The organism is Cellulomonas sp. EB106-03-03-XG116 (assembly GCF_058792015.1).
Window position 1 is genome coordinate 87,056 of record NZ_JBYTEP010000008.1, and the last position, 13,597, is coordinate 100,652.

13 protein-coding genes are annotated in these 13,597 nt (G+C 71.3%); 7 read left to right on the forward strand and 6 right to left on the reverse strand.

What is annotated here, in order from left to right:
- The first annotated feature begins 277 nt into the window (after positions 1 to 277).
- From AC3WUG_RS05660 to AC3WUG_RS05675, 4 genes are all read left to right on the forward strand, one after another.
- A complete protein-coding gene (locus AC3WUG_RS05660; RefSeq protein ID WP_492326772.1) occupies positions 278 to 1,906 on the forward strand; it encodes a peptide ABC transporter substrate-binding protein in 1,629 nt (542 codons plus the stop codon).
- A 173-nt stretch (positions 1,907 to 2,079) separates the two neighbouring features.
- On the forward strand, positions 2,080 to 3,006 hold the full coding sequence (locus tag AC3WUG_RS05665; protein ID WP_492326773.1) for an ABC transporter permease: 927 nt from the start codon (positions 2,080 to 2,082) through the stop codon (positions 3,004 to 3,006).
- Positions 2,999 to 3,982: an ABC transporter permease gene (locus AC3WUG_RS05670; protein WP_492326774.1), complete on the forward strand. Its 984-nt coding sequence runs from the start codon at positions 2,999 to 3,001 to the stop codon at positions 3,980 to 3,982. Before AC3WUG_RS05665 ends, AC3WUG_RS05670 begins: the two co-directional genes overlap by 8 nt.
- Positions 3,979 to 5,694 carry a dipeptide ABC transporter ATP-binding protein gene (locus AC3WUG_RS05675; RefSeq protein WP_492326775.1) on the forward strand — a complete coding sequence of 572 codons (1,716 nt, stop codon included), beginning with the start codon at positions 3,979 to 3,981 and terminating at the stop codon, positions 5,692 to 5,694. Before AC3WUG_RS05670 ends, AC3WUG_RS05675 begins: the two co-directional genes overlap by 4 nt.
- Before the next feature lie 55 nt (positions 5,695 to 5,749).
- Here the strand turns inward: AC3WUG_RS05675 and AC3WUG_RS05680 are convergent, their stop codons facing one another.
- The 4 genes from AC3WUG_RS05680 to AC3WUG_RS05695 form a co-directional block, all read right to left on the reverse strand.
- Complete coding sequence (locus tag AC3WUG_RS05680; protein ID WP_492326776.1) at positions 5,750 to 6,625, reverse strand: helix-turn-helix domain-containing protein; 876 nt, start codon at positions 6,623 to 6,625, stop codon at positions 5,750 to 5,752.
- Between the two features lie 247 nt (positions 6,626 to 6,872).
- A complete protein-coding gene (locus tag AC3WUG_RS05685; RefSeq protein WP_492326777.1) occupies positions 6,873 to 7,739 on the reverse strand; it encodes an LLM class F420-dependent oxidoreductase in 867 nt (288 codons plus the stop codon).
- Between the two features lie 66 nt (positions 7,740 to 7,805).
- The gene (locus AC3WUG_RS05690) at positions 7,806 to 8,792 is read right to left on the reverse strand and encodes a PQQ-dependent sugar dehydrogenase (RefSeq protein WP_492326778.1); all 987 of its coding nucleotides are present in this window, start codon (positions 8,790 to 8,792) and stop codon (positions 7,806 to 7,808) included.
- Positions 8,793 to 9,141: 349 nt separating this feature from the next.
- Positions 9,142 to 9,906 (reverse strand): SDR family NAD(P)-dependent oxidoreductase, encoded by a 765-nt coding sequence (locus AC3WUG_RS05695; protein WP_492326779.1) that lies wholly within the window; start codon positions 9,904 to 9,906, stop codon positions 9,142 to 9,144.
- Positions 9,907 to 10,177: 271 nt separating this feature from the next.
- On the opposite strand from AC3WUG_RS05695, the gene AC3WUG_RS05700 reads away from it, so the two are divergent.
- Genes AC3WUG_RS05700 through AC3WUG_RS05710 form a run of 3 tightly spaced genes read left to right on the forward strand, consistent with a single transcriptional unit; the run spans position 10,178 to position 11,983 of the window.
- Complete coding sequence (locus AC3WUG_RS05700; protein WP_492326780.1) at positions 10,178 to 11,227, forward strand: zinc-binding dehydrogenase; 1,050 nt, start codon at positions 10,178 to 10,180, stop codon at positions 11,225 to 11,227.
- Positions 11,228 to 11,276: 49 nt separating this feature from the next.
- On the forward strand, positions 11,277 to 11,585 hold the full coding sequence (locus AC3WUG_RS05705; RefSeq protein WP_492326781.1) for a carboxymuconolactone decarboxylase family protein: 309 nt from the start codon (positions 11,277 to 11,279) through the stop codon (positions 11,583 to 11,585).
- Positions 11,585 to 11,983, forward strand: coding sequence for a (R)-mandelonitrile lyase (locus AC3WUG_RS05710; RefSeq protein WP_492326782.1), 399 nt, complete (start codon positions 11,585 to 11,587; stop codon positions 11,981 to 11,983). The genes AC3WUG_RS05705 and AC3WUG_RS05710 overlap by 1 nt, the downstream gene beginning before the upstream one ends.
- Before the next feature lie 398 nt (positions 11,984 to 12,381).
- Here AC3WUG_RS05710 and AC3WUG_RS05715 read toward each other — a convergent pair whose 3' ends face one another.
- Both AC3WUG_RS05715 and AC3WUG_RS05720 read right to left on the reverse strand, forming a co-directional pair.
- Positions 12,382 to 13,059, reverse strand: a complete 678-nt coding sequence (locus tag AC3WUG_RS05715) for an NADPH-dependent F420 reductase (protein WP_492326783.1) — start codon at positions 13,057 to 13,059, stop codon at positions 12,382 to 12,384.
- Between the two features lie 184 nt (positions 13,060 to 13,243).
- On the reverse strand, positions 13,244 to 13,582 hold the full coding sequence (locus AC3WUG_RS05720) for a MoaF-related domain-containing protein (protein ID WP_492326784.1): 339 nt from the start codon (positions 13,580 to 13,582) through the stop codon (positions 13,244 to 13,246).
- Positions 13,583 to 13,597 lie beyond the last annotated feature (15 nt).

Consider the following 13,597-nt stretch of genomic DNA (forward strand, 5'->3'; position numbering starts at 1 on the left):
CATCGGCGCAGCGATGAGGTATTTGCGCGGCACGAGCCGCGCGCCGCCGCGAACAAGAACGCCCAGTATCGTTCCGCGCAGTTCTGTGTCAGGGACGTAAAACCACGGTCCCGGATGCATAACGAACGCACTCCGTGCTGCAGAATCGACGTTCTGCCCTCGGGATCGGACATAGCCTCCCCGGGTCCACATCGCGATTCGTGACGCGTCCCCGGCAAGCCGGCGGCCGTCATCCGACGGCGGCACACCCCCTCGCCGCCTCGCATCGGAGGAACACATGAGAACCAGACGCTTCGCCGCGCTCACGGCCCTCGGCCTGGCCGGCGCCCTCGCCCTGACCGCCTGCACGTCCGGCTCGGACGAGGGCGCCCAGGACGGCAGCAGCAGCGGCTCGAGCGGCGGCATCGTCACCGTCAGCAACGGTGAGCCGCAGAACCCGCTCATCCCCACGATGACCAACGAGACCAACGGCTCGGCCACGGTGCAGAACATCTTCGCCGGCCTCGTGTACTACGACGCCGAGGGCGGGGTGCACAACGAGGTCGCCGAGTCGATCGAGTCCGAGGACAACCAGGCCTGGACCATCACCATCGCCGACGGTTGGACGTTCACCGACGGCACCCCGGTCACCGCGGAGAGCTTCGCGAACGCCTGGGACTGGGCCGCGCAGCTCGACAACGCCCAGAACCTCTCGTACTTCTTCGAGCCGATCCAGGGCTTCTCGTACGACGCGAACACCTCGCTGATCGAGGAGGGCGGCCTGGTCGTCGAGGACGACAGCACGCTGGTCGTCAACCTCAACCAGCCCGAGTCCGACTTCCCGATCCGCCTGGGCTACGCGGCGTTCTTCCCGCTGCCCGAGTCGTTCTACGACGACCCCGAGGCGTTCGGCGAGGCCCCGGTCGGCAACGGCCCGTACATGCTCGAGTCCTGGGAGCACGACTCGCAGATCTCGCTGGTCCCGAACCCGGACTACGCGGGCGAGCGCACGCCGGCGAACGGCGGCGTCGACCTCATCGCCTACACCGACGAGGACTCCGCCTACAACGACTTGCTCGGTGGGCAGCTGGACATCATCAAGAACGTCCCGTCGTCGGCGTTCGCGACGTTCGAGGACGAGCTGGAGGGTCGCTCGGTCAACCAGCCCGCCGCGGTCATCCAGGTCCTGACCGTGCCGGAGTGGCTGCCCGAGTTCCAGGGCGCGGGCGGCCTGCTGCGCCGCCAGGCGATCTCGCACGCGATCAACCGCGCGGAGGTCACCGGGACGATCTTCGCCGGCTCGCGCACGCCGGCCACCGACTTCACCTCCCCGGTGATCGACGGCTGGACCGAGGACATCCCCGGAAACGACGTGCTGGACTACGACGCCGACCTGGCCGCCGACCTGTGGGCCCAGGCCGAGACCGTCGAGCCGCTCGGCGAATACACCCTGCAGATCGCCTCGAACGCGGACTCCGACCACCAGACGTGGGTCGACGCGGTGTGCAACAACATCCGCACGGTGCTCGAGATCGGATGCGAGTTCTTCCCGTACCCGACGTTCGACGAGTTCCTGGACGCCCGTGACTCCGGCACCGTGCCGGGCCTGTTCCGCGGCGGCTGGCAGGCCGACTACCCGGCCATGAGCAACTTCCTCGGCCCGATCTACGGTACGGGCGCGGGCTCGAACGACGGCCAGTGGTCCAGCACGGACTTCGACGCCACGCTCGCCGAGGCCAACGGCGCGTCGGACCCGGAGCAGGCCGTCCAGCTGTACACCGACGCCGAGACGATCCTGTTCGAGAACCTGCCCGGCATCCCGCTGTGGTACTCCAACGCCACGGGCGGCTGGGCCGACACGGTAGACGACGTCGAGTTCGGCTGGGACTCCGACCCGATCCTGTACCAGGTCACCAAGACCGAGTGAGGGCGGTGCCCGCGGCGCTGTCGTCCCCCGGTCGGCGACGCCGCGGGCCCGAGCCCTCTCGACCGCCGGCGCGGACCACAGCCTGCCAGGGCCGGGTGCGCATCGGCCCCCAGGTCCGGGCGCGGGAGCGCCGCGCCCGGACCTGGTCTCCCCGAGACGGAAGTGACATCGGCATGCGCTGGTACATCGGCCGCAGACTCCTGCAGGTCATCCCCGTGTTCCTCGGAGCGACGCTTCTGCTGTACGCCCTGGTGTTCCTGCGCCCCGGCGACCCGGTCGCGGCGCTCGGCGGCGAGCGCGGTCTCGCCCCCGCCGTGCAGGAGCAGATCCGGGCTCAGTTCAACCTCGACGAGCCGTTCCTCGTCCAGTACCTGCTGTACCTCAAGGGGATCTTCACTCTGGACTTCGGCGTCACGTTCACGGGCCGCGACGTCCTCGAGGTGATCGCGCAGGCGCTTCCCGTGACGTTCCAGCTCGCCGTGATGGCCCTGATCATCGAGGCGGTGTTCGGCATCGGCTTCGGCCTGGTCGCCGGCCTGCGCAAGGGTGGGGTGTTCGACTCGACCGTCCTGGTGCTCAGCCTGCTCGTGATCGCCGTGCCGACGTTCGTCATCGGCTTCGTGCTGCAGATCGTCGTCGGCGTGAACCTCGGGTGGCTGCCGGTCACCGCGGGCCGCGACCCCGGCGTGGTCAGCCTGCTGATGCCCGCGGTCGTGCTCGCCGCGACGTCGTTCGCCTACGTGCTGCGCCTGACGCGCACGTCGGTGCAGGAGAACCTGTCTGACGATTTCGTGCGCACCGCCCGGGCGAAGGGCCTGTCCCGTACCCAGGTCACCGGTCGGCACGTGCTGCGCAACTCCCTCATCCCCGTCGTCACGTTCCTCGGCGCCGACCTCGGCGCCCTGATGGGCGGCGCGATCGTCACGGAGGGCATCTTCAACATCCGCGGGGTCGGCGGGACGCTCTACGACGCGATCACCCGCGGCGAGAACGCCACCGTCGTGTCCCTGACCACCGTGCTCGTGCTGGTGTACATCGTCGCCAACCTCGTGGTCGACCTGCTGTACGCCGCGTTGGACCCGAGGATCCGCTATGCCTGACGCCCCCCTGTCCCCCGGCACCGCGCCCGCTACGCGCACCGCCCCGCGCACCGGCCAGGAGCACGTCGCCCGGCCGACCGACGAGGGCGGCCTCGGTGCCGTCGACGCGGTCACCACCACGGCCGCGCCCGCAGGCTTCTGGACGGAGGCGTGGCGCGGGATGCGCCGCCGGCCGCTGTTCTGGGTGTCCGGCGTGCTGATCCTGGCGGTGGTGCTCGTCGCGGTCGTCCCCGGCGTGTTCACGTCGATCGACCCGCGCACCTGCGCCCTGGCGGACGCGCTCGCCGGACCGCGCGCGGGCCACCCGTTCGGCTTCGACCGGCAGGGCTGCGACATCTACTCGCGCACGATCCACGGCGCCCGCGCGTCGGTGACCGTCGGCGTGCTCACCACCGCGATCGTCGTCGCCGTCGGCACCCTGATGGGCGCGCTGGCCGGCTACCTCGGCGGTTGGGCGGACACGCTGCTGTCCCGGCTGACCGACATCTTCTTCGCGATCCCGCTGGTGCTGGCCGCGATCGTCATCATGAGCGTCGCCACCGAGCGCACCGCGCTGACCGTGGCCGTGGTGCTGGCGTCGTTCGGCTGGTCGTCGATCGCCCGCATCGCCCGCGGCACGGTGATGTCGGTGAAGAACAACGAGTTCGTCACCGCTGCCCGGTCCCTCGGCATGGGCCGTGCCGCGATCCTGGTGCGGCACGTGCTGCCGAACTCCGCGGCGCCGATCATCGTCTACGCCACCGTCGCGCTCGGCACGTTCATCGTCGCCGAGGCCACGCTGAGCTTCCTCGGCATCGGGCTGCCGCCGTCGACCGTGTCGTGGGGCGGCGACATCTCGCAGGCGCAGGGCGCGATCCGCACCGACCCCGAGATCCTGCTGTTCCCCGCCGGGGCCCTCGCCCTGACGGTGCTCGGCTTCATCATGATGGGCGACGTCGTGCGCGACGCCCTCGACCCGAAGGCACGCACGCGATGAGCACTCCTACCCCCCGCACGCCGGTCGACCTCGCCGCCCCGCTGCTCGAGATCCGCGGGCTGGAGGTGTCGTTCACCACCGCCGCCGGCCAGGTCCAGGCGGTCCGTGGCGCCGACCTGACCGTCTACCCGGGGCAGTCCGTGGCGATCGTCGGCGAGTCCGGCTCCGGCAAGTCCACCACCGCCCACGCGGTCATCGACCTGCTGCCCGGGACGGGCACGGTGACCGGCGGCAGCATCCGGTTCGCCGGACGCGAGCTGGTCGGGCTCGGCCGCCGGGAGATGGAGGCGCTGCGCGGCGACGAGATCGGCCTGGTGCCGCAGGACCCGATGTCCAACCTGAACCCGGTGTGGAAGATCGGCACCCAGGTGGACGAGGCACTGCGCGCGAACGGGTTCCGCGGCTCGCGCGCCCAGCGCCGCACCCGGGTCGCCGAGCTGCTGGCGGAGGCCGGGCTGCCCGATGCCGCGCGGCGCGCAGACCAGTACCCACACGAGTTCTCCGGCGGCATGCGCCAGCGCGCACTGATCGCCATCGGCCTCGCAGCCCGCCCGACGCTGCTGATCGCCGACGAGCCGACCTCCGCCCTGGATGTCACCGTGCAGCGGCAGATCCTCGACCACCTCGAGACGCTCACGTCCGAGCTCGGCACCGCGGTCCTGTTCATCACGCACGACCTGGGCCTGGCCGCCGAGCGGGCCGAGCACCTCGTGGTGATGCACCGCGGGCAGGTCGTCGAGTCGGGTCCCGCGCGGCAGATCCTGGCCGACCCGCAGCACCCGTACACGCGGCGGCTCGTGGCATCGGCCCCGTCGCTGTCGTCCCGCCGCATCCAGGTGGCGCACGCCGCGGGGCGGACGAGCGAGGAGGAGCTCGCGCAGCACGCCGCCGAGCCCGAGGTGCGCCGGGACGAGGTCGTCGTGGCCTCGCACCTGACCAAGGTGTTCCGCCTGCGCGGGCACGGGCCGGGCACCAGCGAGTTCACCGCGGTCGACGACGTCAGCTTCTCGCTCGCACGGGGGCGCACGCTCGCGCTCGTCGGCGAGTCCGGCTCCGGCAAGTCGACCGCGGCGAACATGGTGCTCGGGCTTCTGGAGCCGACGTCCGGCACCGTGCAGTTCGACGGCCAGGACGTCGGGGCGCTGACCGGGCGCCGGCAGATGGCGTTCCGCCGGCGCATCCAGCCGGTGTTCCAGAACCCATACGGGTCGCTCGACCCGCAGTTCTCGATCTACCGGACGCTCGAGGAGCCGCTGCGCCTGCACCGGGTCGGCGACCGGCGCAGCCGCGAGGCCCGGGTCCGCGAGCTGCTCGACATGGTGGCCCTGCCCCAGACGGCGATGCGCCGGTTCCCGAACGAGCTGTCGGGCGGCCAGCGCCAGCGCGTCGCGATCGCTCGGGCGCTCGCGCTGCAGCCCGAGGTCGTCGTGCTCGACGAGGCGGTCTCCGCCCTGGACGTGCTGGTGCAGGCCCAGGTGCTGGAGCTGCTGGCCGGGCTCCAGCGCGAGCTCGGGCTGGCGTACCTGTTCATCACTCACGACCTGGCGGTCGTGCGGCAGATCGCGGACTCCGTGGTGGTGATGCAGGGCGGCAGGGTCGTCGAGCACGCCCCGACGGACGACGTGTTCGACCACCCGCGCGAGCAGTACACGCGTGACCTGCTCGATGCGATCCCCGGAGCATCGATCCCGACCGTGCTGTCAGGTCGGTGACGCCCCCGGGAAGCCGGCCGAGTTCGACGTCGAACGAGCCCAGCCAGACGTCCCGTCACGTCGTCCGGGTCGGCTCGTCGGCTCGTGACGCAGCCCACGCCGACAGCAGCCGCAAGGAGTCCGCGCTGGGCGACCCCGGGACCGCGTTGTAGATGGTCAGCGCGTGCCCGGGGTCGCTGGGCAGCTCGACCGTGTGGTAGCTGAGCTCGAGCGCGCCCACCGCCGGGTGCACGAAGTGCTTGGTCCCGGCGAAGTGGAGCCGGACCTCGTGCGCCGCCCACAGCGAGCGGAAGTCCTCGCTCCGCGTCGCGAGCTCCCCGATGAGTCCCGACAGCGCGCGGTTGCGCGGATGGCGGCCCACCGCGAGCCTGAGCTGCGCGACGGCCACCCGCGCGGCTCCTTCCCAGTCGGGGTACAGGTCACGCGACGCAGGGTCGAGGAACGCGAACCTGGCGAAGTTCGGATGCTGGTCCCGGGCCCCCTCCAGCATCGGCGAGTAGACGGCGCGAGCCAGGTGGTTCATCGCGGCCACGTCGAGAACCGGGCTCACGACGAACGCCGCGGCGTCCGTCATCGCGTCGACCATCCACTGCAGGCTGGGTCGCGGTGCAGGGCCGCCACGCCTGGTCGGCGTGGTCCTGCGGTTCCCGCGTGCCCCGGCGCGGACCAGGTCGAGCAGGTGGGTGTGCTCCGCCTCGTCCAGCTCGAGCGCACGCGAGACCGCCTCCAGCACCGACTCGGAGGGATTCGCGACCTTCCCCTTCTCCAGGCGCGAGTAGTAGTCCGTCGAGACACCCGCGAGCATCGCCAGCTCTTCACGTCGCAGACCCTGGACCCGCCGGATGCCGACCGTGGCGATCCCGGCGTGCTCAGGGGTGATTCGCCCACGACGGGTCATCAGGAAGTCGCGCAGTTCTTCACGAGGGTCCATGCCGTCGAGGGTAGGCATGTCGTGCACGCGCGAGCAGGGGTCGCTCAGACCCCCCTCTGCCCCGGGGAGGTCCGGCGCGCAGGCACCCACCCGCGCCGGGGGCCGCCGTGCGTCGCCTGGGACGTCCGCGACCCTCGGCTCGCCCGTTGCAGGGGACGGGCGGGCCGAGGGGATCGGGGGGACGTGGCTCCGCTGCCGCATGCTCGGTCCACAGCCGGTCAGCGCCCGAGCGGGAGCGGGCGTCGAGCTACTGGATCTCGGGCAGGACGGAGGCGTACAGCTCGATGACCGCGCCGGGCTCGGTGATCCCGCCGGCGAACAGGTATGCCACCGTGAAGCCGAGGTCGCGCATGGCGTGCGCGGTGCGCACGATGTCGTCCTTGGTGGTCTCGGGTGTGACGAGCCAGCTGGTGGTCTTCTCGATCGTGTCGTAGTCGCGCCCGACGTCCTCGCAGTGGCGGCGGAGGACCTCGAGCTTGTGGGCCGCCTGCGGCGTCGCGAAGATGTTGCACGCGTCGGCGTGCTCCGCCACCAGCCTCAACGTCTTCTTCTCGCCTCCGCCGCCGACCATGACGTACGGACGCGGTTCGCGCAGCCCCTGCGGGACGTTCAGGGTCCGCCCGAGGTGGTAGTGCTGCCCGTCGTACGGCTCCTCGGACGGCGACCACATCTGCTCGCAGATCTGCAGCGTCTCCTCGAGACGCTCGAAGCGCTCCTTCAGAGGCGGGAACGGCAGCCCCAGCCCACGGGACTCGTCCTCGTTCCAGGCGGCGCCGATGCCCAGGCCGGCACGACCGCCGGACAGGACGTCCAGGGTGCTGATCTGCTTCGCCAGGATCGCCGGCTCGCGGTAGATGACTCCGGTCACGAGTGTGTGCAGCAGCACCTTCTCGGTGTGTGCGGCGATGAACCCCAGGGTCGTGTAGGCCTCGAGCATGTCGTGCTCGTACGGGCCGAGGCCGTGGTCCTCGCCGAGCTGCCAGAAGTGATCCATCACCGTGATGCGGGTGATCCCGGCGGCTTCCGCGTCCCGGACATGGCGCGCCAGCTCAGGCCCGAGGGTCCGGGGTCCGCCGTTCCAGGTGAAGTCGGCGATGTGGAGACCGAGTTCCATGAGTCAGCACCTATCCGTCGTGCTCGGTGTGTTCGGTTCACCGCGGCCGTGGCCCATCGGTCCTGCTCACCCGGTCCCCTCGAGCGTGAGCAGCCGGTCGTCGTCCGGGCCGGGTTGCCCGCGCCCGTCGGTGTTGGAGGTCAGGACCCACAAGCGTCCGTCGGGGCCGACCGTCACGTCCCGCAGCCGGCCGACCTCACCGGCGAGGAGGTCGCGGGAGGTGGCCGGGTCCGAGGTGGGCACCGCGCGCAGGAGGGTGCCGCGCAGATTTGCCAGGTAGAGCGTGCCCTCGAGGTAGGTCATGCCGGAGGGGCTGGCCTGGTCGGGATTCCACTGCTGCACCGGGTCGACGTACGCGTCCTGAGCGGCGATGCCTTCGACCTCGGGCCAGCCGTAGTTGGCGCCCGGGGTGATGACGTTCAGCTCGTCCCAGGTGTCCTGCCCGAACTCCGAGGCGTACAGGGTGCCGTCCTCGTCCCAGGCCAGGCCCTGGGGGTTGCGGTGTCCATAGCTGTAGACCAGCGAGCCGGGGAACGGGTTGTCCCGCGGGGCCTCCCCGTCGGGTGTCATCCGCAGGATCTTGCCGGCCAAGGACCCGGTGTCCTGAGCGCTCGAGCGCATGCCGGCGTCCCCGACGGTGGCGTACAGCATGCCGTCGGGCCCGAACGCCAGCCGACCGCCGTCGTGGTAGCTCGCTGCAGGCAGTCCGTCGACGAGGGTGACGGCGTCTCCGAGTGCGTGCGAGCCGGCCGTCCCGGTCACCTCGTAGCGTTCGATCCGGTTGCCGTCTGCGCCCGTGGAGTACACGTACAGCCTGTCGCTGTCGTCCACGGCGAGCCCGAGGAGGCCCGCCTCACCGCCGTGGCGCACGCCCTCGACGACTCCGACCTCGCGTGCGGTCCCGTCGGCCGCGAGCTCCAGGACGCGTGCGCTGTCCCGCTCGCTGATGAGCGGGACGCCGTCGAGGAACACGACGGACCAGGGAGCGTCGAGCCCGGTGGCGACGACGGCCGGCCCCGCGAGGGTGGGTCCGGCGTCCGCCGTCGTCGCCACGGTGCTACCGGGACCAGGTGCGTCAGGTCCGGCTGCGCTGCATGCCGACAGCAGCGCCAGGGTGAGCGCACACGGCCACAGTGGGCGCTGTCGCACGGGTCTCCCCAGGGTGACTCGGCGAGCCGGACCCACCGGGGCTGGGCGGGGATCCGGCGTCGCGGTGCCGGTGCTGGCCGCCAGGAGGCCGACCCCGGCGTCCACGCGCACCATCCCGCGACCGGGGCGGTGGTGGTCGACGTGCGCTGACGTGGTCATGCACGCGACCGTAGACAGCGGTCGAGGGCGTCTGGGAGGGTCCTGCCAGACCCCCTCTCCGCGCCGCGAGGACGGGTCAGCGGAAACCTGCTGGTCAGGCGGTCTGACCACCGTCGACGACCAGGGTGTGCCCCACGGTGAACGCCGCACCCGGGCCGGCGAGCCAGAGGACGGCCGAAGCGATCTCCTCAGGGGTCCCCAGCCGCCCGACGGGCTCCTGCTGGGCGGCGCTCTGGTAGCCCTCGTCGCCGGCGCCGAACACCCGCTGGCGCATCGGCGTGTCGATGATCCCTGGCGCGACGGCGTTGATCCGGACGCCCTTGTCCGCGTAGTCCAGTGCGGCGCCCTTGGTCAGGCCGACGACGGCGTGCTTCGCCGCGACGTACGCCGCCTGCCCGGGGAACGCCTTGACGCCCGCGCCGGACGTGGTGTTGACGATCACGCCGCCACCGCCGGCCTTCATCAGGGGGACCTGGTGCCGGAGCGCGAGGAAGAGACTGCGGAGGTTGACCTCGATGATGCGGTCCCACCGCTCGACACTCAGCTCGTCGATCGGACCCATGTCCTGCTCGATGCCGGCGTTGTTGAACGCGATGTCGAGGCTGCCGAGCTTGGCGACGGTGCGCTCGAGGGCACGGGTGACGTGCCGTTCGTCGGTCACGTCGCCGGGCAGTTCCAGCACCTGAGCGCCGAGCGCGGTGACCTGGCGTGCGGTCTCCGCGTTGCCGTCCGCGTCCTGGTCGACCAGCGTCAACCCGGCGCCTGCCCGGGCGAACGCGAGGGCGGTCGCCCGGCCGATGCCGTGGGCCGCGCCGCTGATGTACACGTTCTTGCCGGCGAAGTCGTGGTTCTCGGGCATGTCGTTCCTCCTCGGTGTGGGAGGGCCTCGGTGTGAGGCGGACTCGATGTGGGGAGGGTCGCCGGTCGCGAGAGACCGACAACCGGACGTGCGTCGCACCGAACCCGGCGAGCGCTGCGCGGTTCGACGGTAGGAGCCGGCGTCGGGGTCGGCGCGCCGGCAGGGGGGTCCTGATAGGGCCTGCCTCGAGGCCGTCCTGAGCGCGACTCCGCAGGCCCGCCGCGGGACCCTAGATGCACATCCCACGTCCCATTCAGAGGAGGTTCTACTGATGCGTGCGACCTTCATGTACGGCGCCGGCGACGTCCGCGTCGAGCAGACCGCCGAGCCCGTCATCCAGCAGCCGACCGACGCGATCGTCCGCACGGTCCGCGCGTGCGTCTGCGGCTCGGACCTGCACCCGTACCACTCGATGCCCGCCTCCGAGCAGGGCCAGTCGATGGGCCACGAGCTGATCGGCGTCGTCGAGGAGACCGGCTCGGCCGTCACCTCGGTGAAGAAGGGCGACTTCGTGATCGCCCCGTTCGCGTTCAGCGACAACACCTGCCCCATCTGCCGCGACGGCTTCCAGACCGCCTGCCCGCACGGCGGGTTCTACGCGACCCCGGACACCAACGGCCTGCAGGCCGAGCTCTCGCGCATCCCGCTGGCCGACGGCAGCCTCGTCGTCGTCCCGGACGTCGACCCGTCGACCGCGGACGAGTCCCTGCTCGCCTCGCTGCTGACCTTGTCGGACGTGTACCTGACCGGCTACCACGCCGCGTTCATGGGCCGCGTCGCGCCGGGCAAGACCGTCACCGTCATCGGCGACGGCGCAGTCGGCCTGTCGGCGGTGCTGTCGGCCCGGCAGATGGGCGCCGAGCGCATCATCCTCATGGGCCGGCACACCGCGCGCACCGACCTGGGCCGCGAGTTCGGCGCGACCGACGTGGTCGCCGAGCGCGGCGACGAGGGCGTGCAACGGGTGCTCGACCTGACGGACGGCGCCGGCTCGCACGTCGTGCTCGAGGCCGTCGGCCACATGCCCGCCTACCAGCAGGCGTACGGCATCGTGCGCGCCGGTGGCGTCATCTCCCGGGTCGGCGTCCCGCAGTACGAGGAGGCGCCGGTCGGCTTCGGCTCGCTGTTCGGCAAGAACATCACGCTCAACGGAGGCCCGGCCCCCGTGCGCGCCTACCTGGAGGACGCCGTCACGCAGGTCCTCGACGGCACGATCGAGCCCGGCAAGGTCTTCGACCGCACCGTCTCCCTCGACGACGCCGCCGACGGGTACCGCGCGATGGACGCCCGCGAGGCGCTCAAGGTCATGCTCCGCCCCTGACCGGCGGACCCACCCGCGCACCCGACCACGAGCAACCAGGAGGATCCCCATGACCGAGTCCCCGATGCAGCGCATGGTGGGCGACATCGCCCCGGCGTTCGTGCACCTGACCGACGACGTGCTGTTCGGCGAGGTGTGGGCGCGCCCGGAGCTGTCCCCGCGCGACCGCTCGCTGATCACCATCACCAGCCTGGTCAGCGCCGGCAACACCGAGCAGCTGCGCGGCCACATCCCGATGGGCCTGGAGAACGGCCTGACCCAGGAGGAGATCGTCGAGGCCATCACCCACGTCGCGTTCTACGCCGGGTGGCCCCGCGCGGTCTCCGCCCTGACGCTCGCGAAGGAGGTGCTCGCCTGATGCAGATCGACCCGAACCCCACCACTGGGAAGAACCCGCCGGAGCAGTTCACCGGTGACGTCTGGGTGGACATGGTCGCCGTGCCGCACGACGCGGGCCAGCGCATGTCCGTCGCGACGGTCCGCTTCGCGCCGGGCGCCCGCACCGCCTGGCACTCCCACGCCCGCGGCCAGTACCTGCGCGTCACTCAGGGCACCGCGCTCGTCGGCACGCGCGACGGCCGGGTGCTGCGCGTCGAGCCCGGTCGGACCGTCTACACCCCGCCCGGCGAGGAGCACTGGCACGGCGCCACCGCGGAGTGCTGGATGGAGCACCTCGCGATGCTGGAGAGCGCGGACGACCCGGCGGCGACCACGACGTGGCTCGAGCACGTCACCGACGAGCAGTACTCCGCTTGACGAACCGGATCCGGCCCCCGCACCCCGTGCGGGGGCCGGCGCGGTCTTCCGGCGCCGCGGCGCCGGACCACTCACGCCACGCAGCCGAACCAGCTTGCGGATCGCGCGAGGAACCTCCTTGGGCTCCAGGTCGCCGTGCGCGATGACGTGCGCGGCTTCGTGCAGCGCGGTTGCGGCGTCTTCGGCTCGCCCGTCGGAGCTTCTCGACTCGTACGGGACTTGTCGGACCGGCGCCCGGCGCCCTCGATGTGGTGATCACGGCGGGCGCTCGCGGGTGATGGCTGGGTCGATCTCACGGGCCGACGCACGCGTCGCCCGTTGTCGACCAGCGCAAACAACGTCGTAGCCGGGCACCGTGCAGTGCACGGTCCCCGGCTACGTGTCGCCCGTTCGGTGTGTTAGGCGCGCACCACGTTGATGTTGAAGTCGAAGGTGCCGAACTGGGCGTAGAGGTCGAAGAACAGGCGCGAGTACATCTCAGTAGCTCGCGCGGTGCGGATCCCCCCGAGGTCGATGATCGAGCCCGACGGCCAGCCGAACTGCTCAAGGATCCCGCGGACGCTCGCCTTCGCGTCGGCGTCCTCTCCTGCGACGAAGACCGAGTGCGCTCCCGGAATCCGGCTGGGGTCAATCATGACCTCGAAATACACGGTGTGCAGGGCCTTGACTACGCGAGCCCGAGGGAACGCACGCTGGATCTGCTCACCGAGGCTGTCGTCGTTCGCGGTGATCAGCCGCGGCGGCAGGCCCCCCGAGAGGTCGAGCGGGATCGCCAAGTCGAGCAGGACCTTGCCGGTGAGGTTCTGCTCGCCGACGGCCTCGAGCGCCGCGAGCGACCGTGCGCCCGCCGTCGCGTTCAGCACGAGCTCGGCGAAAGCCCCGGCGTCGGCGAACGACAAAAGCTGGACGTCGCGGTGGTCCTCCAGCCACTGGGAGAACGGCGCGCCGTCGGTCTCGGGGCGGGCAAGCGTGGCGTCGACGTCGCGAGTTCCGATGGCGACCTCGTGCCCGAGCCCGTCCAGCCGCGCAGCCAGAGCGCGGCCGACCATCCCGGTGCCGAGTACGGCGATCTTCATGTGGTGCCTTTCCGTATCAAGAGTTCAAGATGACCTGCGGGTCCTCTGTCGCGCTGGGCCGAGCCGGTTAGCGGCGCTGCCGAGACGCTGGGCGACGAGGTGCAACGGAGAGAACGCACCGGCCCGACCGTGGCTTGGGACAGGCGGGTCAGCGCGTCCGTCACGCCCCTCGCTCAGACCGTGGTCAGCGGACGCGGGTCCAGGTGCCGGCGAGCTGGATGAACTCGCCGCCGATGACCGAGCTGGCCATGCACGCGCCCTCGGTGTAGTCCTCGATGTGGGTCACGTGATCACCCGAGTCCGGCTCGGTCCAGCGCACAACGTACAAGCCGTCGCGAACCTTCGTGGTGGTGTAGTCCATCGTCTCGGTGCGGCCGGCGATCGCCCCACCGGTGACGAAGAAGGTGACGCTCGTGGGGGTGTCGAAGGTGATCTCGACGGTGAAGTGGCCCAGGGGCGTGTTCGGGCCGAGGTCGGCGAGCCAGGTCTGTCCTACGCTCGGAAGCGTTGCGTTGGTGTCCATGCGCAGGACGGTGCC